Below are 24,817 nucleotides of genomic sequence, written 5' to 3'. Positions count from 1 at the left end.
CCCGACCCGGGGGTCCCCTGCCGTGGTGATGTAGCTCAGTTGGTCAGAGCGCGGCACTCATAATGCTGAGGTCGGTGGTTCAAATCCACCCATCACCACCATCCACTTCCGCCCGCTAGTCGAAGACGCCGGCTTCGACCAGCTCGCGCTCGAACCCGAATTTCTCCTTCTCGACGATGCGGTCCGGGTACAGGATGCCGTCGAGGTGGTCGTACTCGTGCTGGAATACCACGGCGTGGAAGCCATCGGCTTCGCGCTCGACGGGCTCGCCGTACGGGTCGAAGCCCCGGTAACGGATACGCCGGTAGCGCGGTACCCGGCCTCGCATGCCGGGCACGGACAGGCAGCCCTCCCAGCCGCTGACCTGCGCCTCGTCGAGCACCTCGTAGCTGGCGTTCACCAGTACGGTGGTGGGCACCGGCTCGGCATCCGGGTAGCGCGGGTTCGATTCCACGCCGAAGATCATGACCCGCAGCGGCACGGCGATCTGGGGCGCGGCGAGCCCGGCGCCGTCGGCGTCGGCCATGGTGTCGAACAGGTCTGCAATCAGGTCGTGCAGTTCCGGCGTGTCGAAGGCCTCCACCGGCCGGGAGACCTGCCGCAGCCGGGGATCGCCCATGCGGAGGATCGGCCGGATGGCCATTCAGAACTCCTCCTGCACCTGGCCGTAGGCGAGCAGCGCGAAGAGTCCCGTGCCTCCGATGATGTTGCCGAGCAGGCTCGGCAGGATCAGTCCGAACAGTCCCTCGACGATGCCCAGCTCGCCCGAAAGCTGCAGCAGGAACACCTCGGAAGAGCCGACGATCACATGGGCGAAGCCGCCCAGGGCGATGAGATAGGTCATGGCGATCACCACCCAGAACTCGCTGCCCTTGGCGTTGGGGATCATCCAGACCATGGCGGCCACCAGGAAGCCGGCGGGGATGCCGAGGCCGATTGCCTCGCCGGGAGCCATCTGGGCAAATTTCCGGCTCACCTCGAGCATGGCCTCGAGATGCTCCGGATGGACCGGTCCTGCGGCCACGATGAAGACCGCGGTCAGGAAAGTGCCGGTCAGGTTCGCGATCAGGACGACGCCCCACAGCCGGCCGAGTCCGATCCAGTTTTCCCGTTTCGGGTTCTTCAGCAGCGGCAGCACCGCCGTGACCGTCTGCTCCGTGAACAGCTGCAGGCGTCCGAGGACGACGATGAGGAAGCCCAGGCAGTAACCGAAACTGCTGACCGCCGGCGCCCAGTCGGCAGCGGGCAGATAGTGGAAAAGCAGTCCGGTGCCCAGCAGCGAGGCGGAGATGCCGACGCCGGCCGCGAGCCCCGACCACCAGAGCGATGAGGTGGGCCGGCGCAGTTCCTCGATGCCCTCGCGGCGGACGATCTCGTAGATGAGCGGCGAACGCAGGCGTTGCCGCTCTTCCGCCTCCTTCTTCTCGGTCTTCTCGTTCATGCGGCGGAGGGCAGGCCCCAGGGAGCCCGGTAGTCTTTCGGCAGGCCGGCATCGGGGGTGAAGCCGAAGAGTTCCTCGTCGGGCAGGGCCTCGCGCACGACGTTACGCACGTTCAGCAGCCTCTCGATGTCGATGCCGGTCTCGTAACCCATGCTGTCGAGCATGAACACCAGGTCCTCGGTGACGATATTGCCGCTGGCCCCCGGCGCGAACGGACAGCCGCCGATGCCGCCGAGGGAGGCATCGAGCGTGGTGATGCCGACCTCCAGCGCCGCCAGCGCATTCGCCAGGCCCAGCCCGCGGGTGTTGTGCAGGTGTACGCCGGTGAGCGCATCGTCGCCCACCTCGGCCCGCACCAGTTTCACCATCCGCTGCAGCTGGGCCGGATTCGCGTAACCGGTGGTGTCGGAGAGTCCCACCTCGTCGCAACCGAGCTCCATCAACCTGACAGCGAGTTGCACGACCTTGCGCTCGTCCACCGGTCCCTCGAGCGTGCAGCCGAACGCCGTGGACAGCCCGCCTTCGAACCCGGGCCGCTCGTCGGCCGGCAGCGTACCCAGCAGCTGGACGATGGCGCGCACCTCTTCCAGCACCTCGGCGTGGGTCTTGCGCAGGTTCGCCTTGCTGTGGGTCTCGCTGACCGACAGCGGCAGCGTGATCTTGTGGGCGCCGGCGGCCACGGCGTCCTGCGCGCCCCTGAGGTTCGGCACCAGGGCGGCCACCGTGAGGCCCGGCAGGGTGCGTGCGTAGCGGACGATCTCCGCCGTATCGGCCAGCTGGGGCAGGAGCTTCGGCGGCACGAACGAGCCCACCTCGATCTCGCGCACGCCGGCTTCCGCCTCGGCGGCGATCCAGGCCTTCTTTGCCTCTGTCGGCATGATCGAATCGATGCTCTGCAGACCGTCCCGCGGTCCGACCTCGCTCACCAGGATGCGGGTAGTGTTCGTGCTCATGGTCCCCGTTACTCGGCTGACGTGCGGATGACAACCATACTATCCTACGCTACCTTGCCCAACCCGTACGAGGGCCTTCAGGCCCGACCCGATCGAAGCATGTAGGAGGGGCTTTAGCCCCGATTCAGCAATTCCACAGTCGGGCCTGAATGCCCTCCTACAGATGAGAGGACGACGATGACACGAGACCGCGAAGAGCTGCCGCTGGCCGGTATCAGGGTGGTCGAGTTCACCCACATGGTAATGGGGCCTGCCTGCGGGCTGCTGCTGGCCGACATGGGCGCCGACGTCATCAAGGTCGAGCCGGTGAAGGGCGACAACACCCGGCGGCTGCTCGGCTCCGGCGCGGGCTATTTCCCGATGTACAACCGCAACAAGCGCTCGATCTGCCTGGACCTCAAGTCTGCCGAGGGCAAGGCAGCGGCGCTGAAGCTGGCGGAATCGGCCGACGTGCTGATCGAGAACTTCCGGCCGGGCGCCATGGACAAGCTCGGCTTCGGCTGGGAGGCGATGCGCGCGCTGAATCCGCGCCTGATCTACTGTTCCGAGAAGGGTTTCCTGGCCGGGCCCTACGAGCACCGCACGGCGCTGGACGAGGTGGCGCAGATGATGGGCGGTCTCGCCTATATGACGGGACCGCCGGGGCGCCCGCTGCGAGCCGGGGCGAGCGTCATCGACGTGCAGGGTGGCATGTTCGGCGCCATGGGCGTGCTGGCCGCGCTGGAGCAGCGCCATCGCACCGGCGAGGGCCAGAAGGTGGTCAGCTCGCTGTTCGAGAACACGGTGTTCCTGGTGGGTCAACACATGGCGCAGCACGCGGTCACGGGCACGCCGGCGGCGCCGATGCCGGCGCGCGTCTCCGCCTGGGCGGTGTACGAGGTGTTCGACACGGCCGATGACGAGCAGGTGTTCGTGGGCGTGGTGAGCGATACCCAGTGGCGGTTGTTCTGCGAGGCCTTCGGCCTGACGGAATTCGCCGCCGACGAGACGCTGGCGGCCAATGGCGACCGGGTGCGGCAGCGCGACCGCATCATCCCGGTCATCAGGGAGACGTTCCGCCGTTACACCAAGGCCGAGTTGATGGCCAGGCTGGAGCAGACGGGCCTGCCGTTTGCGCCCATCGCGAAGCCGGAGGAGATGTTCGACGACCCCCATCTCAATGCCGGCGAGGGCCTGGTGAAGGTCACCGTGCCCGGTGGCGAGTATGCCGGCGATACCGCGAAGCTGCCGGCGCTGCCGCTGGAGATGGCAGGCGAGCGTTTCGGTCTGCACCACGATGTGCCTCGCCAGGGCCAGCATACCGCCGCGGTGCTCGACGAACTCGGTTATCCGGCCGAGGAGATCGCCCGGCTGTTCGAGACCGGGCTCGCCGCCGGCGAGTAGCGGGCAGCCGCGGGAAAGGCCGCGGATTCGGCACCCCGGAAATCGATCGTCAGGTACCGCGCCTCAGATGAACAGCGTCGCCGGATGTTCCAGCAGCTCCTTCATGCGCTGGATCATGGCGGCCGCGTCGTAACCGTCCACGAAGCGGTGATCGAAGGAAGAGGACAGGTTCATCATGAGCCGTGCCGTCACCTGGCCGTCGACGATCACCGGACGCTGCACGGCCTTGTTCACGCCGATGATGGCCACCTCCGGCTGATTGATCACCGGCGTGGAGACGATGCCGCCCAGCTTGCCGAGGCTGGTGATGGTGATGGTCGAGCCCTTCAGCTCGTCAGGCTTCGCGCTCTTTTCCCTGGCCGCCTCCGTGACCCGCCGGATCTCGCCGGCGAGGTCGTCCAGGTCGCGGGCTTCCGCGTGACGCACGACCGGTACCTTCAGCCCGTCGCCGGTCTGGGTGGCGACACCGAGATGCACCGGGTTGTGGCGCAGCAGCAGCTTGCGCTCGGCATCGTGGGTGGTATTGCACTGGGGGAAGTCGGCCAGCGCGCGGATCAGGGCCAGGCCGATGAACGGCAGCAGGGTGAGTCGTTCGGCGGAGTCCGATTTCTTCCCGTTCAGGTGTTTGCGCAGCGCCTCGAGTTCGGTGACGTCGATCTCCTCGACGTAGGCGAAGTGGGGTATCTCCTGCTTCGCCTTCGCCATGCGCTCTGCGATGACCCGGCGCAGGCCGATGATCTTCACCTCGGTGGCGCCCGTGGCGCGGCGTGGGGAGGGTCCCGGGCCGCCGGCGGAGCGCTGCTCGACATGGCGCTCGAAGTCCTCGCGCAGAATGCGCCCGCGGGGGCCGGAGCCCTCCACCTCGGTGAGGTCGATGCCCGCTTCCTTGGCGCGGCGGCGGATGGCGGGGGAGGTGATGACCTTGCCTTTGCGGGTGCGTTCGGGTGACCCGGGTTTTTGGGTCGGGCCTGAAGGCCCTCCTACGTGCTTCGGCGCGGCTTCGGGTTCCCTGGCCTGGTCTGAAGCACCTCCTGTGGGAGGGGCTTTAGCCCCGGTTCCCTTCTCCTCGTCGTCCGTCGGGCCTGAAGGCCCTCCTACATTCTCTTTCGTCTCGAAGACGATCAGCGGCGTGCCGACCTGCACCATGTCGCCGGGTTCGCCGGCGACCTTCGTGACCTTGCCGGAGACCGGGGAGGAGACTTCCACCGCGGCTTTCTCCGTCATCATGGTGCAGACGACGTCGTCCTCGGTCACCTGGTCGCCGACCTTCACGTTCCACTCGCCGATCTCGGCTTCCGTGGTGCCTTCCGCGAGGTCGGGCAGTTTGAAGATGTATTCGCTCATCCTGCCTCCATCACCTTGCGGATCCCGGCGGCCACGCGCTTCTGGCCGGGGAAGTATTTCCATTCGAAAGCATGGGGATAGGGTGTATCCCAGCCCGTCACCCGCTCGATCGGCGCCTCCAGGTAGTAGAAGCAGGTCTCCTGGATGCCGGCCGTCAGCTCCGCCCCGTAGCCGCTGAAGCGGGTGGCCTCGTGGGCGATCAGGCAGCGCCCGGTCTTGCGCACCGACTCGGCGATGGTGTCGATGTCGAGCGGCATCAACGTGCGCACGTCGATGATCTCCGCGTTCACCCCGGCGAGTTTCGCCGCCGCCTGCGCCACGTGCACGATGGTGCCGTAGGTCACGATGGTCAGGTCCTCGCCCGCGGTCACGATGTCCGCCTTCGACAGCGGCACGGTGTAGTAGTCCTCGGGCACCTCGCCCTTGGGGTGGTTGGACCAGGATAGCGCCGGCTTGTCGGGGTCGCCGTCGAACGGGCCGTGGTAGATGCGCTTCGGCTCGAAGAACACCACCGGATCCGGTGACTCGATGGCGCTGATCAGCAGGCCCTTCGCATCATACGGGTTCGACGGCATCACGGTCTTGATGCCGCTTACGTGGGTGAAGATGCCCTCCGGGCTCTGGGAGTGGGTCTGGCCGCCGCGGATGCCGCCGCCGCAGGGCGTGCGGATGGTCACCGGCGCGTCGAAGTCGCCGCCGGTCCGGTAACGGATACGGGCGAGTTCGCTCACCACCTGGTCGAAGCCCGGATAGATGTAGTCGGCGAACTGGATCTCGGCCACCGGTTTCAGTCCGTTCACGGCCATGCCGATGGCCGCGCCGATGATGCCGCCCTCGGCGATGGGCGCGTCGATCACCCGGTGTTCACCGTACTTTCTCTGCAGGCCGTCCGTGCAGCGGAACACGCCGCCGAAGTAGCCTACGTCCTCGCCCATGACGATGACGTCGGGATTCTTCTCCATCATCACGTCCATCGCCGAACGGATGGCCTGCACCATGGTCATCTGTGCCATGACTCAGTCCTCCTCCTCGAATTCGAGCAATTGCCGCCGCTGGGCTTCCAGGTGCGGCGGCGTCTCGGCGAAGACGTCGTCGAACATCTCCGACGGATCCAGCCAGGGACCATCGGTCATCGTGCCGTAGGTCTGGGCCTCCTTCCAGGCGGCGGAGACTTCCTCCTTGAGTTCGTCGCGCAGTGCCTGGTGCTTCTCCTCGGACCAGTGGCCGATGGCGATCAGGTGGTCCTTAAGGCGATCGATGGGGTCGCCCAGCGGGAAGGCCGCCCACTCGTCCTTCGGCCGGTACTTCGAGGGGTCGTCACTGGTGGAATGGGCGCCGCCGCGGTAGGTGACATGCTCGATCAGCGTCGGGCCGCCGCCGCGCCGGGCGCGCTCCGCCGCCCACAGCGTGACCGCATAGACTGCCAGCAGGTCGTTGCCGTCCACCCGGATGCCCGGTATGCCGAGGCCGAGGCCCCGCGCCGCGAACGGTCGCCGCTCGCCGCCGGCGAAGCCCTGGAAGGTGGAGATGGCCCACTGGTTGTTCACCACGTTCAGGATCACCGGCGCCTGATAGACGGCGGCGAAGGTCAGCGCGTGGTGGAAGTCGGCCTCGGCCGTGCTGCCGTCGCCCAGCCAGCTCGTGGCTACGTGGTCCTCGCCCTTGATGGCCGCCGCCATGGCCCAGCCGACGGCGTGCGGGTACTGGGTGGCCAGGTTGCCCGAGACGGAGAAGATGTTGCCGTCCCGGCTGTGGTACATGATGGGCATCTGCCGGCCCTTGCACATGTCCCGGGTGTTGGACAGGCACTGGGACATGAGATCGACCAGCTTCGTGCCGCGGTACAGGAACAGCGCCTGGCTGCGGTAGGAGGGGAAGCACATGTCCCCGGGCCGCAGCGCCATGCCCTGGCCGATGGAGACGGCCTCCTCGCCGAGGGACTGCACGTAGAAGGAGATGCGGCCCTGGCGCTGGGCCTGCCACATGCGCTCGTCGAAGACCCGGGTGAGCAGCATCCAGCGCAGCGCCCGCTGCAGCTCGGCGGCATCGATGTCCGGGTCCCAGGGCCCGACCGCCTTGTGGTCGTCGTCCAGCACGCGGATCAGGCCCGTGCTGAGCTCGTCCAGCTCCCTGGTGCGCGCGTCGATGGGCGGCCGGGCATGGGCGCCCGCGGGCTCCAGTTGGAGATAGCTGAAATCCGGCTCTTCACCGGGACGTGCCGCAGGATGCGGAATGTGCAGGCGTGACTTTTTGGTCATGCGTCGAGGATCCCCCCTCGGATTACCATAGGATTCTCATGAAACGTGTCGGCCGGCGGGCGCTGTCTCCTCCGCGGGCCGGGCCGCCCCGCCGGCGACGATGCGGCGGGCGAGTTCGTCGGCGACCTCGTTCGTGGGCCGCCCGGTCTCCTCGGCCTCGGCGAAGATGGCGCGCAGCCGATCCGGGATGCGACTGATCTCGGCGCGCACCTCTTCCCTGGAGCTGCCGCCCAGGTACTCCCGCGCCACGCTGATCACGCCACCGGCGTTGATGACGTAGTCCGGCGCATAGAGGATGCCGCGTGCCGCCAGCCGCGCGCCGTCCCCGGCCGTCGAGAGCTGGTTGTTCGCGCCGCCGGCCACGATCTTCACCCGCAGCCTCGGGATGCTGGCCGAAGTGAGAATGTTGCCGAGTGCGCAGGGTGCCAGCACCTCCGCTTCCGCGGCCAGGAGTTCGCCGACCGGCACCACGCTCGCGCCGAGTTCCTCCCGCGCGCGCTCGGCGTTGCGCCGGTTGACGTCGGAGACGATCAGCTCGGCGCCTGCCTCACGGAGCCGTCGGCACAGGTGCCAGCCGACGTGGCCGACGCCCTGCACGGCCACGCGGACGCCCTGCAGCGAGTCGGTGCCCAGTTTCGCTTCCACCGCGGCACGGATGCCGAGGAACAGGCCCAGCGCAGTCCAGGGCGATGGATCGCCGCCGGCGCTCTCGCCGCTCTGGGGCAGGCCCGAGACGAATTCGGTCTCTGCCCGCACCGCGCGCATGTCCTCCACGCTGATGCCGACGTCTTCGGCCGTGATGTAGCGCCCGTGCAGGGAGGCCACGGCGCGACCGAAGGCGGCGAACAGCTCCGGTGACTTCGGCGCCCGGTCGCTGGCGAGGATGACCGATTTGCCGCCGCCGAAGGGCAGTTCGGCAACGGCGTTCTTGTAAGTCATGCCACGGGACAGCCGCAGCGCGTCGGTGAGTGCATCGGCTTCGCTGGCGTACTGCCAGCGGCGGCAGCCGCCGGCCGCGGAACCCAGTGCCGTCGAATGCACGGCGATGATGGCCTCCAGCCCCGAGGCGGGATCATAGAAGTGGTGGATCGATTCGTGCTGATCGAATTCGGGATGATCGAATACGCTCACCGGCTGCCCCCTGCAGTACCTGACCCTAAAATATATCCCGGTGGGAGGGAATTATTTCTGAAATTTCATTGGCATCAATGCCAATTTGCGCATAATGAATGCGTTCTTGCCCGCCAGAACGGTTTCACCATGCAGACGCCCGATCTCGACAAGACCGACCGCCACATCCTCAATCTCCTCCAGACGGAGCCGGGAATCAATGCCTCGGCCATCGGCGAGGCCATCGGTCTGTCCCAGTCCGCCTGTTGGCGGCGCATCCAGCGGCTGCGCGAGGCCGGCGTGATCCGCGAACAGGCCGCGGTGCTGGATGCCGAGAAGGTGGGGCTCAATACGATGGTGTTCGCGCTGGTGAAGCTCACCTCTCACGGGCGCAGCAACCTGTCGGCGTTTGCCGATGCCGTTCGGGCCTTCCCGGAGGTGCAGGAATGCTACCTTCTCATGGGCACGGTGGACTTCCTGCTGCGCATCGTCGCCGAGGACATCAAGGCCTACGAGCGCTTCTTCTTCGATAAGCTCTCCCAGGTGCCCGGCGTGCAGGAGATCACGTCGAACATCGCGCTGTCGCGCATCAAGCACACCACCGTGCTGCCGCTCTAGCGCCGCCTCAGAGTACGGCGGCGACGGATTCGACGAAGTAGTCGATGTTGCCGGCGTTCAGTGAAGCCACGTTGATCCGCCCGGAGTCGACCATGTAGATGGAGTACTCGTCGCGCAGCCGCCGCACCTGGTCCACCGACAGCCCCATGAACGAGAACATGCCGGACTGGCGCTCCATGAAGGAGAAGTCGCGCGCGACGCCGGCGTCGCGGAACTTCTCCGCCAGCACCCGCCGCAGGCCGTTGATGCGGTCGCGCATGCCGTCCACTTCCCCGACCCAGCGAGCGCGCAGCTCGTCGTCGTGCAGGATGATGTCGACCACGCCCGGGCCGTGGGCGGGCGGCATCGAGTAGTTCGCCCGGGTCAGTTTGTTGATGACCGTCTCCACGGCGCTGGCCCGGTCGGCATTCTCCGTGACCACCGTCAGCGCCCCGACCCGGTCCCGGTACAGCGCGAAGTTCTTCGAGCAGGAGGTGGCGATGATCACCTCGGGGCAGCGTTCCGCGAACAGCCGCACGGCCAGGCAGTCCTCCTCCAGACCGCGCTCGAAGCCCATGTAGGCGGTATCGATCACGGGCGTGAAACCCTTCTCTGCGGCGAGATCCACGACCTCCTCCCACTGGTCCGGGTCCGGCGTGACGCCGCAGGGGTTGTGGCAGCAGGCATGGAACAGCACGGCATCGCCGGCGCGGCGCTGCCCGATGGCCTCCATCATGTCGGCGTAGCGCAGGCTGCTGGTCTCCGGATCGAAATAGGGATAGCTGTGCATCGGCAGACCGGCCGCCGGGAACAGGGCGAGATGGTTGCCCCAGGTCGGGTCGCTGGCCCAGAGTTCCGTGCCGGGGCTGGCCCGGTGGATGAGATCGCCGGCCACGCGCAGCGCGCCCGTGCCTCCGGGCGTCTGGATGGTACGCACGCGGCCGGCCCTGACCACCTCGCTGTCGGCGCCGAACAGCAGTTCGGTCATACCCTCGTTGAATCCTGCCACGCCGGCGGGGCCGAGGTAGGCCTTGCTGGTTTCGGTCTGCAGGAGCCGTTCCTCGGCTTCCTTGACGGATCCGAGTACCGGCGTCTCGCCCTCCTCGTTGCGGTAGACGCCGATGCCGAGGTCGACCTTCTTCGGGTTCGTGTCGGCGGCGTAGGCGGCGATGATGCCGAGGATGGGATCGGGCGGGACGGGTTTGACTTGTTCGAACATGGAGTCTGGTTCGCCTTGTTGTGAGGTGTTCTGCCGGCGGGCCGGCGGTATCCGCTGCAATGCGGCTAAGCATAACGCGTTCGTCCGGGGATTTGGTCACCGGCCGGCTGGGAAGGTGCCGGCGCGGCTGCTATTCTCTCGCCGCTCTTGCCATTGTCCTGCCAACCCCTGCCAACGAGGAAGCGCCATGCCCGGCCCGCGATCCGAGATCGATCCTGCAATTGATCCTCAAGTCGATTCCCGGGTCGATTCCCCGGTTGATCCCGAGGGTCTGCTCGAATATTCGGTGGTCTTCACCGACCGTTCGCTGAATCATATGTCGGCCCTCTTCCAGGGGGTCATGAACGATATCTCGGCCGGCCTGAAGGACGTCTACGGCGCCGACGCCGTGGTGGCGGTGCCGGGCGGCGGCACTTTCGCCATGGAAGCGGTCGCCCGCCAGCTCGCGACCGGCCGGCACTGCCTGATCGTGCGCAACGGCTGGTTCAGCTACCGCTGGACCCAGATCCTGGACATGGGTGGCTTCGCGGCCGGATCCACGGTGCTCACCGCCAGGCAGAGCGGCGAGGGCGTTCGGGCGCCGTTCACCCCTCCGCCGGTCGACGAGGTCGTCGAGCGCATTCGGGCGGAGCGGCCGTCGGTGGTCTTCGCGCCCCACGTGGAGACCTCGGCCGGCCTCCTGCTGCCCGACGATTACGTGCGTGCGGTCGCCGATGCCGCGCACGAGGTGGACGGCCTGTTCGTGCTGGACTCCGTTGCCTCCGGCTGCCTCTGGGTGGACATGCAGGCGCTGGGCGTCGACGTGCTGATCAGTGCGCCCCAGAAGGGCTGGAGCTCCACGCCCTGTGCCGGGCTGGTGATGTTGAGCCGCCGCGCGCGCGAGTACGTGGAGGCGAGCGAGAGCGGCAGTTTCGCCTGCGATCTCCGCAAGTGGCTGCAGATCATGCAGGCCTACGAGAACGGCGGACATGCCTATCACGCCACGATGCCCACCGATGGCCTGCGCCAGTTCCGCGACACGCTGCACGAGACGCGCGAGTTCGGCTACGAGCGTGCCCGCGATGCGCAATTGGAACTCGGCCGTCGGGTGCGGGCCGTGCTGGAAGAGGCGGGCTACCCCAGCGTTGCCGCGCCGGGTTTCCAGGCCGCGGGGGTGGTGGTCTCCTACACCGAGGACCCGGACATACAGAACGGCAGTCGGTTCGCGGCGCAAGGGCTGCAGATCGCCGCGGGGGTGTCGCTGATGTGCGGTGAGCCGGACGACTACCGCAGTTTCCGCATCGGCCTGTTCGGACTGGACAAGCTGGCGAACGTCGAGCGCACGGTGGCCCGCCTCGGCGATGCGGTGGCGACGCTGTGACCCAAGACAATGCGGCGGGACCGCGGGCTCGCGAGTACATCCTGACCATGCACTGCCCGGACCGTCCGGGCATCCTGGCAGCGGTGACCGGCGCGCTGGCGGAGCAGGGCGGCGACGTCCGCGACGCCCAGTCCTTCGCCGACGACAGCACCGACGAGTTCTTCGTGCGCATGCACGCACTGCTGCCTTCGGACGAGGCGGCCGCCGCCTTCGGCGCGGCGATCGGCGAGCTCGCGGTGAGGCTCGGCATCGGCTGGGAACTGCACGACTGCGCGGTAGCGCCGCGAGTGATGATCATGGTGTCGAAGTTCGACCACTGTCTGCGCGACCTACTGCACCGGCGCGAGACCGGCGCGCTGAGGGCGGACATCCCGCTGGTCGTCTCCAACCATGACGACGCCCGGGAGCTCGCCGAGTGGCACGGCGTCCCCTTCGTGCACCTGCCGGTGTCGAAGGACAGCCGGCCTGAGCAGGAGGCGGAGGTGCTGCGCCTCGTCGGCGAGCACCGCATCGACCTGGTGGTGCTGGCCCGCTACATGCAGATCCTCTCGGGCGATATGGTCCGGGCGCTTACGGGCCGCTGCATCAATATCCATCACTCCTTCCTGCCGAGTTTCAAGGGAGCGATGCCGTATCGCCAGGCCCACGAGCGGGGCGTGAAGCTGATCGGCGCCACGGCGCACTACGTCACGGAGGACCTCGACGAGGGGCCGATCATCGAGCAGGACGTGCGGCGTGTCAGCCACGCCACCAGCGAGGTGGAGATGACAGGCATCGGCCGGGAGACGGAGGCGAGCGTCCTCGCGCGGGCCGTGCGCTGGCATATCGAGCGCCGCATCCTGCTGAACGGCGCGAAGACCGTCATCTTCGCCTGAGTGTTGCGGTCCACCTGCGGTCCGCCGCTTCCGGGGATCGATTGTCCCGGGCCAACGGCGTTCGTATCATGAACCTCTCTCTGCCGCCTCATGGTATGAACTGGCGTGAATTTCGCGGGCAACTTCAGGTTTATCGGCAGCGCCAACATCGCGCCGCTGCGTTCGCTTGTCGCCAGGCTCACCGACGAGCAGTGGCAGAACGAGGTGCTCCGGCAGCAGCGCTACGAGGTACACAGAGATACCGAGACGGTGCCCCTGGTCCACGACTACGACTTCCGTCACACCAATCCCACGCGTCATCCGATGCTGCAGGTATTCGAGCCGGCCCTGCGGCCGATCCTGGCGATGATCGCAGGCTTCTACGAGTCATCGCCGAAGGGGCGCGAACTCACTGCGCGTTACGGCCTGGGGTACTTCATCCGGGCCAACCTGGTGCGGCTTGCCCCCGGTGGTGATATCAGCGAGCACCGGGACCGGAATTTCTCGCTGACGCATTCGCACCGGGTCCACGTACCGGTCGTGACCAGCGAGGCCGTCGCGTTCACCGTGGGTTCCGAGACCCTGAACCTGCCGGAGGGCGAGATCTTCGAGATCAATAACCGTCGTCTGCACGCGGTGCGTAACGCGGGCGACGCCGCGCGCGTCCACCTTGTCCTGGATTACGTGCTGAAAGGGGAGCAGTGCTGCTGCGGCGAGCGGCGCCACCCGGATACCACCTGCAGTCCGCGGCTCTGTGCAGATACCGACACCGGCAAGGTGCCCTGCCACTGCCTTCCGGAGGAGGCCGACCCGGCTCCGTGATCGCGCCATGAGCAGAGCTGCCGATCTGCTCGGCGTCGCCGTCGAGGTTACCCGGGGCTACGATGCGCAGGCGCTGGAGCGCATACTCTCACGACCGGTCATTATCGTCTCCGCACCCCGCGCCGGCAGCACCCTCGTGTTCGAGCAACTGATGCGGCTGCCGGGATTCTGGAGCATCGGCGCCGAGAGCCACGGTATCTACGCTGCTTTCCCGGCCCTGCGGGCGGAGAACGCCGCGCTGGACTCCGGCGCTCTCGGCGAGCGCCATGCCGACCCGGCTACCTGCGACCTGATGCGCCGTGTCTTTCTGACGCTGCTTCGGGACCATCGAGGGCGGCGCTGGCTCGCGCTGCCGGAAAGTGAGCGCCCGTTCGCCGTAAATCTGCTGGAGAAGACGCCGCGCAATGCCCTGAACATCCCGTTCCTGCGCCGCGTGTTCCCGGAGGCGCGCTTCGTGTTCCTGCACCGGCGCGCGGAGTCCAATATCGCCAGTCTCATCGAGGCGTGGCGGGTGGGGCTCGCCGACGGGCGCTTCGTCACCTTTCGCGATCTGCCGGGCTGGGATCGCGAAGCCTGGTGTTTCCTGCTGCCGCCGGGCTGGCGTGCGCTGCGCGGGCGCCCGCTTGCCGCCGTCGCCGCTTTCCAGTGGGCGGCTGCCAATAATGCGATCCTGGACGCTCTGCAATCCAGCCGGACGGACTATACCGTCGTGCGCTACGAGGCGCTGCTCGCGGAGCCGCGACGGGAGCTCGGGCGTATCTCGGCCTGGGCGGGCAGCGAGGCGTCCGTGGATTCCGTGCCCGGCACACTCCCGCTCTCGCGCACGACCCTCACCCCGCCCCGGGCCGACAAGTGGCGCCGCCACGAACAGGCGATCGACGCCGCCAGGCCGCTGTGGCAGTCGGTGGCCGAGCGTCTCCGGTCGCTATAGGGTGGGGGGATAGTCGGGCATGCCGCAGACCCGCTGGAGCCACTCCTCGTGACTCGGTAGTGTCGCTTTCGCTTTTGCGATGCGCTGCGCAACGGGCTTCAGCACGCGGGCGCGCGGGCGCGTGGTGCCGTACCAGTGGTCGCACTCGGCGCGGAGAAAGTCCATGCCGTAGAGGATTGCCTCGTAGCTGGACAGACCGAATACGCCGGCCGTGTCGACCGGCGGACGATGATCGCCGGGCAGCCCCCCCGAGGGCAGCGGCTCCGCCGGCTCGCCCGGGAAGGAGGCGTCCTCGAAGTCCGGCATTGACGGGGGCTTGCGACGCCAGTAGTCGAGTTTGGCCTTGAGCCGGTCGTGGATGCGTTCCGGGCGGCGCACCTCGCGCCAGAATTCCGTGTCGCGCCTGTGGGTCAGGCAGTAGTGCAGATTGATGAAATCGAGGATTTCCAGGAAGCGGTCGGCGATGATGCGGTTGTAGCGGAACGCAAGCGGTGCCATGTCGCCGTGGTACGGGAAATGCTCGCTGAGCATGACCGTGGCCAGGTCACTCAAGTACAGACCCGTGGACTCGAGCGGCTCGATGAAGCCGGCGGACAGACCAATGGCCACACAGTTGCGCACCCAGGATTTGGCGCGGTAACCGGTGCGGAACGGCACCGCCCTGGCAGGCAGATCGTCGGCGAAGGAGCCGACGAAGGCGCGCAGTTCCCGTTCGGCCTCGTCCTCATCGATGAACGCCGCGGAGTGTACGTAACCCCAGGCACGCCGGTTCTGCAGCGGAATCTCCCAGATCCAACCCGCCGACGCGGCCGTGGCGAGGGTATTGGGGCGCACGTAACCGGGGTAGTTCCGTTCGTACGGGACCTGCAGGGTCAGCGCGCGGTCGCAGAGCAGCCATTGCGAGCAGTCGACCCACTCCACGCCGAGCTGGCGTCCGATCAGCAGCGCCGCGAAGCCGGTGCAATCGATGAAGAGATCGCCCTCGAGCCGCAGGCCTGACCGCGTGCGGACGGCCGCGATATCCCCCTCCGGCGTCATCTCCACGTCGGTCAGGTGATCGAGGTAGTGGCGGACGCCGCGCCCGGTGGCGATCTCGCAGAGGTAATCCGCGAACTTCAGCGCGTTCATGTGGAAGGCGTAGGTGAAGCGCAGGTCCGTGGGCGCGTCGGTCAGTGCGCGCGGCCCTACGAACGACTCGCAGAGGGAGGGCTGGGCGGAGACTGTCTCGGAGAACGGGATCGAGCGGTCGCTCTTCAGCCAGGCGCTCGCGGAATAGTCCAGGGGCTTGAAGCGCCGGCGGCCGAAGGCATGGTAGTAGGCGTCCTCGCCGTGCATCCAGTTCACGTACTTGATGGCATGCTTGAACGTGCCGTCGACCCGCTTCAGGAACTCGATCTCGTCGATGCCGATGGTGGCCAGCACATGATGGATGCTGGGGATCGTAGCCTCGCCGACCCCGATCCGCGGCACATCCGGTGACTCGAGCAGGCTGATCTCCGCCACCTTCAGATCCGGCTGGTTGAGGGCGGCATCGAGATAGGCCGCGGCCATCCAGCCGGCCGAACCGCCGCCGACAATGACGACACGCCGGGGAGGCATCATGACCGGTGTCCCCGAGTCCGCGGGAATACGGGCATCCCGGCAAGGCGTTGCAGCCACACGTCGTGCGCCGGCAGCGCACGGGGAGCGCGTTTGAGGTTCTCCACGATGAAGCGCGGCACCTTCGTGGCCGGGCGGTCCCTGCCGAACCAGCGATCGCTCTCGTCCGCCAGGAAATCCATGCCGTAGAGGATCGCCTCATAGCTTTCGATGCCGAATACGCCGGCCGTGTCCACGGGCGGGCGGTGGTCGCCCGGCAGGCCACCGTCCGGCAGCGGCGATGCCGCCTGTCCCGGCAGGAACTGGTCGACGAAATCGGATTTCGAGGGAAGTTTCGTTCGCCAGAACGCGAGCTTGGCACGGAGCCGGTCGTTCACGCGCTCCGGTCGGCGGATCTCGCGCCAGAATGGCGTATCCGACCGCCGGGTCAGGCAATAGTGCATGTTGATGAAATCGAGAATCTCGTAGAACCGGTTCGCCATGATCCGATTGTAGCGTCGCGCCAGTATCTCCCGGTCGGCGTCCTCGTGGGGGAAGTGCTCGGCCAGCATGACCGTGGCGAGATCGCTCAGATAAAGGCCGGTTGACTCCAGGGGTTCGATGAAATTGCCGGCGAGCCCGATCGCGATGCAATTCCGTGCCCAGACCTTTGCCCGGTGGCCCACACGGAAGTGGACTGTGCGTGTGTCCAGCGACTGCGCATGCGGACCTTCGAAGGCCTTCAGCTCCCGTACCGCTTCGTCCTCGCTGATGAAGTCGCTGGAGTGGACGTAGCCGAGGGCCTTGCGATGCTGCAACGGTATCTCCCACACCCAACCGGAGGAGAGCGCCGTGGCGGTCGTGTAGGGACGCACATGGCCGGAATAATGGTGTTCGTACGGGACGTTGAGCGTGACTGCGCGGTTACAGAGCAGCCACTGTGAACAGTCCACCCACCCTACACCGAGTTCTTTCTCGATCAGCAGGGAGGCGAAACCTGTGCAGTCGATATACAGGTCCGCCTCGAGCCGCTGACCCGAGCGTGTGTGCACCGCCGCGATGTCGCCGTTGTCGGCCCTTTCGACCCCCGTGACGTGGTCGATGTGGTGGCGCACCCCGCGGGCGGTGGCGATACCCGTGAGGAGATCGGCGAATTTGAGCGCGTCCATGTGATAGGCATAGGCCAGTGACGGCCCGCCGGTCTGGCTCGCGAGCGGTTTCGGGGCCAGACCGAGCTCGCACACCACGGGCTGCAGGGAGGTTGTGTCGGCGAAGGGAATGGAGCGGTCGCTCATCAGCCAGCGCCGGGCCGCGCGATCGATGGGCTGCACGCGGAATCCGTCGAAGGGATGGTAATAGTGCTCGCCGGCACCGTGCAGCCAGTCGACGTATTTGATGGCCTGCTTGAAGGTGCCACTGACCTGCCGCAAAAAGTCGATTTCATCGATCCCGATGACGGAGAGGATGTGCTTGATGTTAGGGATGGTGGCTTCGCCGACGCCGATGCGTGGGACGTCGGGGGACTCGATCAGCGCGACCTCGACGTCTCGGCGACCGTTGTCACGCAGCGCCGCTTCCAGATAGGCAGCGGCCATCCAGCCGGCGGACCCGCCACCTACGATCAGCAACTTCTTCGCTTCCATCTGCCGAAACGCCCCCGTTCGGACCGGTTACCGCCCTGGATCGTCAATCTGACCATACTCCGGAAACCCCGTCACCCCGAAGCCGGTTTGTGGCGGCCACACAACATTTTGCTCGTTGAATTCGCGGGTTTTACATGGTTTACTCCGCTCCTAACAACAAAACGCTGTCCGCGAAACGTCTCGAAGGGGGAAGAGGAAAACGTTTCCGAAAGCGACAGCAATCTCGGCGACTCAACCAGAATTGACGCGGGGGACTCTGCACCATGAAGAAAACACCGCTGGCGGCTGCCATCAGCTGCATACTCGCGAACGGGTCATTAATGACGACGCCGGTCCTGGCTCAGGACGACGACGAACCGGTACAGGCCGGGGGGGCGGTCGTCGAAGAGATCATCGTCACGGGTTCGCGTATCCGCAAGGACGTCTTCACCAGTTCCGCACCGATGGACGTCATCGACGTGAGCGAGGCCTCCATCCAGGGTGTCGCCAACGTCGGCGAACTCCTGCAGCGCAACACCGTCGCGGCGGGTTCGCCGCAGGTGACACCGGCGACCAGCGCGGAGTTTGTCCAGAACGGTGGCATCGGGGTGCAGACGCTGTCCCTGCGCGGCCTGGGTGCGAACCGCACGCTCGTGCTGCTGAATGGCCGCCGTGCCGGGCCGTCGGGCACCCGCGGCAGTGTCTCCGCCTTTGACCTGAACGTGCTGCCGCTCGCGACGATCGAGCGGGTCGAGATTCTGAAGGACGGCGCGTCCTCGATCTACGGCTCGGACGCGGTGGCGGGCGTGGTCAACATCATCACGCGCAAGGATGACGGCGGCGTCATCGACGGCTTCGTTTCGCAGCCGACGGAGAACGGCGGCGAGGAGACGCGTCTCAGCGCCTCCTGGGGGCGCGTGTTCGACCGCGGCAATTTCCGCATCACTGCCGACTACAGCAAACAGTCCGAGCTGCAGCGCGGCGACCGCGACTATTTCGAGTGCGGCAATCAGTTCATCTTCGACCCCAATACCGGCGAACGTGCCGACGTGGTCGATCCCCGCAGCGGCAATTTGAAATGCGAGGACCTCACCTGGGGTCATATCTGGATCTACGATTACGCGGCGGATACCAATATCCCCGCCGGCCCCTCCGGCGGCTCGAACCTTGCCCAGTTCGACTATGACAACGACCTCGGTCAGTACATCCCTGGCTACGGTACGCCGGACGATCCGGGCGATATCGTGACGCCCTCGGGTTGGTTCCCGGTGGGCTACAACCGGGTCTCCGACGGCGTCACCAACAGCGACCATCCCTTCCAGGACGGCGAGTCGCTGGTGCCCGAGAACGAGCTGATCACGCTTTATGGCGAGGCCGAATACCAGATCACCGACGACGTCACGGCCTACACCGAAGTACTGTTCAACCGCCGCACGACCAAGGTCAACGGCTACCGCCAGTACTGGACCTATCTCTACAGCGGCAACTTCGATTTCGGGTCGCTCGGTACCGGTACCCCTGGCGGCGGCAGTCAGCTGTCGGCCGATGCCGGCTGGTTCGGCGAGCAGTGGTACAGCCCCACAGCCATCACGGATCATGCCGACGACGAAATCGAGATCGACTACCAGCGCTTCGTGGCCGGCCTGCGCGGCGCCCTGACCGACAACTGGGAGTGGGATCTCGCGCTCCAGTACAGCAATAACGACGGCGATTACTCCTACGACTTCATCTATGACGATTCCATCTCCGACCAGTGGTTCGCGACCGGCTCCTGCGTGGGTCAGACCACTTCGGTCAGAGGCGTGCCGTGCGTGGACGTGCCGTGGTTCAGCGAGGACGTCATGCGCGGCGTCGTCTCGCCGGAGGTCCGCGAGTTCCTGTTCGGCCGCGAGACGGGCAACACGGAGTACATCCAGTGGTCGTTCGACGGCTTCATGACCGGTGAGCTGCTGCAGCTGCCGGCGGGCGCGCTCAGCGCCGCCTTCGGCTTCCATTATCGGGAGGACGAGATCGACGACCTGCCGGGCGAGAACATCCGGCTGGACAACGCCTGGGGCGATACAGCGGCCGGCAATACCGTGGGTGACGATTCCACCCAGGCGTTGTTCGTCGAGTTCGACGTGCCGGTCGTCGCGGATCTGCCGGCGGTCCGCCGGCTGACGCTCAACGCCTCCGCCCGTTACACGGACGTCGATTCCTACGGTGACGATACGACCTGGAAGCTCGGCGTCAACTGGCAGATCATCGATTCGGTGCGTCTGCGCGCGAATCAGGGCACCTCGTTCCGGGCGCCGGCCCTGTTCGAGCTCTACCTCGCCGATCAGGTGAGCTTCGCGGACGCGCGTATCGATCCCTGTCGGGACTACGCCGACCAGCTCTCGCTCGGCAACATCTCGCAGACGGTGGCCGACAACTGCGCGGCGGACCCTGCCGGTTTGCCGCCGGATTTCCCGGGTACGACGATCTCACCGCAGGTCACCACCGGCGGCGGTCTGGGTGTCCTCGAGGCCGAGACCTCTAAATCCAAGACCATCGGCCTCATCTGGCAGCCGGAGTTCGCCGACCTGAGTGTCTCGATCGACTATTTCGACATCACGGTAAACGATCAGGTCGACCAGCTCAGCGCCTCGACGATCGTCGGCGAGTGCTACGCCTCGAACTTCGGTTATGCGTTCGGCGGCAACGAGCCGCTGTGTGATCTGTTCGACCGCACCGGCGCCGGCGATGGCATCGACAACATCCAGGACAGCTTCCTGAATATCGCGGAGCAGACCAACAGAGGCATCGACTACGCGCTGCGCTACAACACGGAGATCGACCGGGTCGGCACGGTGTCGGTGGAGCTGCAGGCGACGAGGCAGATCGAGGATACCCGAGCGCTCTTCGCGGAGACTAAAGAGGACCTGAACGGTCTGGTCGGCGATCCGCAGTGGGTGGGCGAATACAACGTCTCTCTCTACCGCGGCGCATTCTCGTTCTACTACGGTGGCAATTACATCGGCACCACGGACAGCACGCGGGATCTCGGCAGCGACACGGTGACCTACTTCGGCGATTCCTACCGGGCCGTACTGTCCACCGACAGCGTGATCTATCACAATTTCTCGGCCTCCTACGAGTGGGAGGAACAGGGGTTGACCGTGCTGCTGGGCGTGGCGAATGCCTTCGACGAGGAGCCGCCGCAGCTGACGACGCAGGGCACCAGCGGCGTCATCGAAATGGTCGGCAATTCCGCATTCTATTCCCAGTACGACTGGTTCGGCCGGCGGTTCTTCCTGAATCTCAAGAAGACGTTCGACTAGAACCCGCGGGGCGATGCGCCTGATAGACTGTGCCGGCTCACGCCGGCACAGTTTTTTCGAGGACAGGAAATGCCGAGGGTAGTCGCGCGACCGGACAATCTGGACCAGCGCAATCGCGAGTTTGGGCAACGCCCGATGACGGCGCCCGTGTTCCTGAACAGCGTGCCGAAGAGCGGCACGCATCTGCTGCGCAACATCATGCGCATGTTCGTGCCCGTCGAGCAGCAGTACCATCGCGCCTTCATCCAGTACCCGATACTCCGCGATCACATGGCCGCATTTTCGCGGGCCCGTCCGTACCTGAGCTGGGGCCATCTCCTGTACGCCGACGATTCGGCCATCGCGCTGCGCCGTGTCCAGCACCTGCTGCTCGTCCGCGACCCCTACGACTGGGTGCTGGCGAGGGCGCGTTTTTTCCTGTCCGACAACTTCCAGGGTTCCCTCGATCACCTGAAGGGGGGCAATGTGGCTGCGGAGGATATGCTGAACATGATGATATTCGGCATCCCGGACAAGGCGCCTACGCTGCGTGAGATCTACACGCACAATGCTGTCGCCTGGCTGGGTACCTCGGCGCGCCTGCTGCGATTCGAGGAACTGCTCCTGCACGTGCGCGAACTCGACACGTCGGCGGCCGGCGAGTTTTTCGCAGGCTTGCTGGCCGGTCTCGGCATGGGAGAGCTCCCGGATGACTGGCGGGAGCGGGTGCGTGTCGGCGCCGATCGCTCGCAAAGTGGCACGGCGCGGGAGAATCTCGTCGGCACCGCGGCCGAGGTGCCTGATGAACTGCCCGATACCCAGAAGCGGCTGGTCGATTACGCCGCGCCGGGGCTCAGGGCGCTGCTCGGGTACGAGTGAACGCTAGAGGTAGATCCAGGGTCTGTCGATGCGATCGCGCTCGCGGAAGGCGAGGATCTCCGCATCCAGCTTCATTGTCCTGGCGATGGGGTCGAGGCCCTCCAGCAGCATTTCCTTGTCCCCCGCGCCGATGTCGAAGGCATAGTCCGCGCCGGCCGCGTCGGTGACCGTCTGCGCCGGCAGGTCGATGCTCACCTGCTGGGAGGGCTCGGCGTCCACGTGCAGGGCGATCGCCTCGATGTCCGGCTCGGGGAGGCGCACGGGCAGGATGCCGTTGCGTACGCAGTTGCCATAGAAGATCGAGCCGAAGCCGGGCGCGATGATTGCGCGGAAGCCGAAGTCCTTCAACGCCCACACCGCGTGCTCGCGTGACGATCCGCAGCCGAAGTTCTCGCCGGCCAGCAGGATGGTGGCCTTGCGGAAAGGTTCGCGGTTCAGCACGAACTCCGGGTCCTCCTCCCGGGCGGATACGTCGCGGTAGCGCCAGTTCGCGAACAGGCCTTCGCCCAGCCCTTCTTTCGTGACCCGCTTCATCTCCCGGCTCGGGATGATAGCGTCGGTGTCGATGTTGATACGCAGCAGCGGTGCAGCGATGCCGCTGTGCTGGACGAATGGTTCCATTTCAGTCTTCCTGCGGCGCGAATTCGCGCACGTCGGCGATGCGGCCGGCGATGGCCGAGGCGGCCACGGTGGCGGGGCTGGCGAGATGCGACCGGGTGCCCGGCCCCTGGCGGTTCTCGAAGTTGCGGTTGGTGCTGGTGATCACGCGCTCCTCGTGGCCGAAATGTTCGCCGCCGGCGAAAAAGCACATGGAGCAGCCGGATTCCCGCCACTCGAAACCCGCGGCGGTGAACACCCGATCGAGCCCTTCGGCCTCGGCCGCCGCCTTCACCCGGCTGGAGCCCGGAACGCAGATGGCCTTGATGCCGTCGGCGACGCGCCGTCCCCGCAGGACATCGGCGGCCGCCCGCAGATCGCTCAGCCGGCTGTTCGTGCACGAGCCGATGAATGCGGCGTCGATGGGTATCCCTGCGAGCGGCCGGCCCGGCGCGAGCGCCATGTACTCCAGCGCCCGCTCCATGGCCTTGCGCCGGTTGGCGTCCGGCTCGCCCGCCGGGTCGGGTATCGCGTCGTCCACCGGCAGTTCGTGCTGCGGGCTCGTGCCCCAGGTGACCTGGGGCGCGATGCCCGCAGCGTCGAGTTCGATCTCCCGGTCGAACGCCGCGTCCTCATCCGTGGCCAGCGAACGCCAGTGGGCGAGCGCCTTGTCCCAGTCCGCGTCCGTCGGCGCGTAAGGGCGTCCGCGCACGTAGTCGAAGGTTTTCTCGTCGGGCGCGACGATGCCGCTCCAGGCGCCGAACTCCACCGCCATGTTGCACAGCGTGAGACGCGCCTCCACGTCCAGCGCCCGGACCGCCTCGCCGGCGAACTCCACCACGTAGCCGACGCCGCCCGACGCCGTGTGCCGGCCGATCAGCGCCAGGATCATGTCCTTCGCGGTCACGCCGAAGGGCAGTTGCCCGGAGTAGGTCACGCGCATCTGCTGGGGCCTCGTCACCGCCAGCGTCTTGGTGGCCAGCGCGTGTTCGGCCTCGGTGGAGCCGATGCCCCAGGCCAGCGCGCCGATCCCGCCCACGGTGCCGGTGTGGCTGTCGGGGCAGACGAGCGTCACGCCGGGCAGGGCGATACCCTGTTCCGGAGAGACCACGTGCACGATACCCTGGCTCGGGTCGCCGATATCGAACGTACGGATGCCGGCCTCCCTGGCCGCCGCCCGGGTGGCGGTGATGAACTCGGTGCCGCCGGGCATGATGGTGATGTCGGAGCGGCCGGGGAAAGTGTCGACGATATGGTCCATGGTGCAGAACACCTGCTCCGGGTCGCGCACGGAGCGGCCGGCGGCCTCCAGCCCCCTCAGTGCGATGCTGCCGGTGCGCTCATGCAGGAAGATGCGGTCGATATAGAGCAGCGTCGTGCCGTCGCCCAGGTCGGCGACCGCGTGCTGCGACCAGATTTTCTCGGCCAGCGTCCGGGCCATGGGCGTATTCCTGTGGATTGCCGGTTCCCGATTGACTCCGCGCGTGATTGTCACAAGATAGGCGCAGCCGCCCGACGCCTCAAGCTGCCTGAACGAGTTGCCTCGACAAGATGCCCGAAAAAGCTGCCATGAATCTCTTCTTCGACCTCGACGGCACCCTCACCGACCCCCGTGAGGGCATCACTCGCTGCATCGCCTATGCGCTGGAGCGCCTGGACAGGGAGCCGCCGCCGCTCGCGTTTCTGGAGCGCTACATCGGCCCCTCCCTGTTCGTGAGCTTTCGCGAGCTGCTCGGGACGCAGGACGAGGAGCGCGTGCGTGCCGCCGTGGCTCTGTACCGTGAGCGCTACACGGACACTGGTCTGTACGAGAACCGGCTGCACGAGGGCATCGTCGAGGTGCTCGACGGTTTCCGGCGCGATGGCTGGCGAATGCTGGTGGTGACCACCAAGCCCACGGTGTTCGCGCGGCGCGTCGTCGAGCACTTCGGGCTGGCGGGCTATTTCGCGGACGTGGTCGGCGCCCACCTGGATGGTAGCCGCTCCGACAAGGCCGAGCTGATCGGCCATGCGTTGACGAGCCACGGGCTGACCGCCGGCGAGTGCGTGATGATCGGCGACCGCAACGACGACATGCGCGGGGCGTCCAGGACCGCCGTCCACGCGATCGGCGTTCTGTGGGGATTCGGCAGCGCCGCGGAGCTGAGGGAGGCCGGTGCGGCGGCGCTGTGCGAGCATCCGGCGGAGCTGCCGTCGGCGGTCGTCGCCCTGACGGGATAGCACGAGGCGCGCGGACAGCCGGCGAATTTAGCGGCGGGCGAGACACGGCCCCTGCCGGGAGCTTCCACCCACTGCGTCGCCCCGTGTGCCGGAATCCGGTTGTCGTCCACACTTTGTCGCGCTCGCCGTGGTTGACAATTTAGTTGTACAAATCAAGCGCTTAGCGGAAAATTGTATACAATTTTGCTGCCAGACGACGATGCATCGCCTCGCCCGCCCTGTCCGGCCCATTGCCATCGACTCGTGTCGTGGCCCTGCGACAATTACGTATTGTTTTGAAAATTCAGAATGTATGAGGCAGGATTCACGCGACGGGGGTCGTCTGCGTTACGGATTTGCAGGGAAGAGCCGGGGCGCCCTGAAAATAC

Annotated in this window: 21 protein-coding genes and 1 tRNA gene; 10 read left to right on the top strand and 12 right to left on the bottom strand. The window is 66.6% G+C overall.

The features are described from left to right. The first annotated feature begins 24 nt into the window (after positions 1-24). Positions 25-101, top strand: a tRNA-Met gene (locus ACJMKX_RS07655). 14 nt (positions 102-115) lie between these two features. Here the strand turns inward: ACJMKX_RS07655 and def are convergent. Genes def through ACJMKX_RS07640 form a run of 3 tightly spaced genes read right to left on the bottom strand, consistent with a single transcriptional unit; the run spans position 116 to position 2,394 of the window. Further along, complete coding sequence (def, locus tag ACJMKX_RS07650) at positions 116-643, bottom strand: peptide deformylase (protein ID WP_405223330.1); 528 nt, start codon at positions 641-643, stop codon at positions 116-118. Continuing rightward, entirely contained in the window at positions 644-1,441 is a 798-nt protein-coding gene (locus ACJMKX_RS07645; RefSeq protein WP_405223327.1) for a formate/nitrite transporter family protein, read from the bottom strand. Continuing rightward, entirely contained in the window at positions 1,438-2,394 is a 957-nt protein-coding gene (locus tag ACJMKX_RS07640) for a hydroxymethylglutaryl-CoA lyase (RefSeq protein WP_405223324.1), read from the bottom strand. Before ACJMKX_RS07640 ends, ACJMKX_RS07645 begins: the two co-directional genes overlap by 4 nt. Before the next feature lie 177 nt (positions 2,395-2,571). Here ACJMKX_RS07640 and ACJMKX_RS07635 point away from each other — a divergent pair, with 177 nt between their 5' ends. After that, the gene (locus tag ACJMKX_RS07635; protein WP_405223321.1) at positions 2,572-3,777 is read left to right on the top strand and encodes a CaiB/BaiF CoA transferase family protein; all 1,206 of its coding nucleotides are present in this window, start codon (positions 2,572-2,574) and stop codon (positions 3,775-3,777) included. 63 nt (positions 3,778-3,840) lie between these two features. Here the strand turns inward: ACJMKX_RS07635 and ACJMKX_RS07630 are convergent, their stop codons facing one another. The 4 genes from ACJMKX_RS07630 to ACJMKX_RS07615 are packed head-to-tail and all read right to left on the bottom strand — an operon-like array spanning position 3,841 to position 8,510. Beyond that, positions 3,841-5,121 carry a dihydrolipoamide acetyltransferase family protein gene (locus tag ACJMKX_RS07630; RefSeq protein ID WP_405223318.1) on the bottom strand — a complete coding sequence of 427 codons (1,281 nt, stop codon included), beginning with the start codon at positions 5,119-5,121 and terminating at the stop codon, positions 3,841-3,843. Next, a complete protein-coding gene (locus ACJMKX_RS07625; RefSeq protein WP_405223315.1) occupies positions 5,118-6,134 on the bottom strand; it encodes an alpha-ketoacid dehydrogenase subunit beta in 1,017 nt (338 codons plus the stop codon). The genes ACJMKX_RS07630 and ACJMKX_RS07625 overlap by 4 nt, the downstream gene beginning before the upstream one ends. A gap of 3 nt (positions 6,135-6,137) precedes the next feature. Next, on the bottom strand, positions 6,138-7,379 hold the full coding sequence (locus ACJMKX_RS07620; RefSeq protein ID WP_405223312.1) for a thiamine pyrophosphate-dependent enzyme: 1,242 nt from the start codon (positions 7,377-7,379) through the stop codon (positions 6,138-6,140). A 36-nt stretch (positions 7,380-7,415) separates the two neighbouring features. Next, the gene (locus ACJMKX_RS07615; RefSeq protein ID WP_405223310.1) at positions 7,416-8,510 is read right to left on the bottom strand and encodes a Leu/Phe/Val dehydrogenase; all 1,095 of its coding nucleotides are present in this window, start codon (positions 8,508-8,510) and stop codon (positions 7,416-7,418) included. A 129-nt stretch (positions 8,511-8,639) separates the two neighbouring features. Here ACJMKX_RS07615 and ACJMKX_RS07610 point away from each other — a divergent pair, with 129 nt between their 5' ends. Further along, positions 8,640-9,107 (top strand): Lrp/AsnC family transcriptional regulator, encoded by a 468-nt coding sequence (locus ACJMKX_RS07610; RefSeq protein WP_405223307.1) that lies wholly within the window; start codon positions 8,640-8,642, stop codon positions 9,105-9,107. A 7-nt stretch (positions 9,108-9,114) separates the two neighbouring features. Here the strand turns inward: ACJMKX_RS07610 and ACJMKX_RS07605 are convergent, their stop codons facing one another. Continuing rightward, positions 9,115-10,305 carry an amino acid aminotransferase gene (locus ACJMKX_RS07605; RefSeq protein WP_405223304.1) on the bottom strand — a complete coding sequence of 397 codons (1,191 nt, stop codon included), beginning with the start codon at positions 10,303-10,305 and terminating at the stop codon, positions 9,115-9,117. A 316-nt stretch (positions 10,306-10,621) separates the two neighbouring features. Here ACJMKX_RS07605 and ACJMKX_RS07600 point away from each other — a divergent pair, with 316 nt between their 5' ends. The 4 genes from ACJMKX_RS07600 (at position 10,622) to ACJMKX_RS07585 (ending at position 14,272) form a co-directional block, all read left to right on the top strand. Continuing rightward, entirely contained in the window at positions 10,622-11,665 is a 1,044-nt protein-coding gene (locus ACJMKX_RS07600) for an aminotransferase class V-fold PLP-dependent enzyme (protein ID WP_405223301.1), read from the top strand. After that, positions 11,662-12,540, top strand: coding sequence for a formyltetrahydrofolate deformylase (purU, locus tag ACJMKX_RS07595; RefSeq protein ID WP_405223298.1), 879 nt, complete (start codon positions 11,662-11,664; stop codon positions 12,538-12,540). Before ACJMKX_RS07600 ends, purU begins: the two co-directional genes overlap by 4 nt. A gap of 105 nt (positions 12,541-12,645) precedes the next feature. Beyond that, the gene (locus ACJMKX_RS07590) at positions 12,646-13,341 is read left to right on the top strand and encodes an aspartyl/asparaginyl beta-hydroxylase domain-containing protein (RefSeq protein WP_405223295.1); all 696 of its coding nucleotides are present in this window, start codon (positions 12,646-12,648) and stop codon (positions 13,339-13,341) included. Between the two features lie 7 nt (positions 13,342-13,348). Then, positions 13,349-14,272 carry a sulfotransferase family protein gene (locus tag ACJMKX_RS07585; protein ID WP_405223292.1) on the top strand — a complete coding sequence of 308 codons (924 nt, stop codon included), beginning with the start codon at positions 13,349-13,351 and terminating at the stop codon, positions 14,270-14,272. On the opposite strand, the gene ACJMKX_RS07580 is transcribed toward ACJMKX_RS07585, so the two are convergent. Next, on the bottom strand, positions 14,267-15,874 hold the full coding sequence (locus ACJMKX_RS07580) for a tryptophan halogenase family protein (RefSeq protein ID WP_405223289.1): 1,608 nt from the start codon (positions 15,872-15,874) through the stop codon (positions 14,267-14,269). The genes ACJMKX_RS07585 and ACJMKX_RS07580 overlap by 6 nt on opposite strands. Beyond that, positions 15,871-17,493: a tryptophan halogenase family protein gene (locus tag ACJMKX_RS07575; RefSeq protein WP_405223286.1), complete on the bottom strand. Its 1,623-nt coding sequence runs from the start codon at positions 17,491-17,493 to the stop codon at positions 15,871-15,873. The genes ACJMKX_RS07580 and ACJMKX_RS07575 overlap by 4 nt, the downstream gene beginning before the upstream one ends. Before the next feature lie 263 nt (positions 17,494-17,756). Between ACJMKX_RS07575 and ACJMKX_RS07570 the strand changes: the two genes are divergently transcribed. Then, positions 17,757-20,774, top strand: a complete 3,018-nt coding sequence (locus tag ACJMKX_RS07570; protein WP_405223283.1) for a TonB-dependent receptor plug domain-containing protein — start codon at positions 17,757-17,759, stop codon at positions 20,772-20,774. Positions 20,775-20,843: 69 nt separating this feature from the next. Further along, positions 20,844-21,632: a hypothetical protein gene (locus ACJMKX_RS07565; protein WP_405223281.1), complete on the top strand. Its 789-nt coding sequence runs from the start codon at positions 20,844-20,846 to the stop codon at positions 21,630-21,632. Positions 21,633-21,635: 3 nt separating this feature from the next. Here the strand turns inward: ACJMKX_RS07565 and leuD are convergent, their stop codons facing one another. Both leuD and leuC read right to left on the bottom strand, forming a co-directional pair. Continuing rightward, positions 21,636-22,253 (bottom strand): 3-isopropylmalate dehydratase small subunit, encoded by a 618-nt coding sequence (gene leuD, locus ACJMKX_RS07560; RefSeq protein ID WP_405223278.1) that lies wholly within the window; start codon positions 22,251-22,253, stop codon positions 21,636-21,638. Position 22,254: 1 nt separating this feature from the next. After that, entirely contained in the window at positions 22,255-23,670 is a 1,416-nt protein-coding gene (gene leuC / locus ACJMKX_RS07555; RefSeq protein ID WP_405223275.1) for a 3-isopropylmalate dehydratase large subunit, read from the bottom strand. Between the two features lie 110 nt (positions 23,671-23,780). Here leuC and ACJMKX_RS07550 point away from each other — a divergent pair, with 110 nt between their 5' ends. Further along, positions 23,781-24,449, top strand: coding sequence for an HAD hydrolase-like protein (locus ACJMKX_RS07550; protein WP_405223272.1), 669 nt, complete (start codon positions 23,781-23,783; stop codon positions 24,447-24,449). The last annotated feature ends 368 nt before the right edge of the window (positions 24,450-24,817 follow it).

This window comes from Lentisalinibacter sediminis, assembly GCF_040706615.1.
GTDB classification, from domain to species: domain Bacteria; phylum Pseudomonadota; class Gammaproteobacteria; order Steroidobacterales; family Woeseiaceae; genus Lentisalinibacter; species Lentisalinibacter sediminis.
This window is presented reverse-complemented; position numbering and strand designations above follow the sequence as displayed.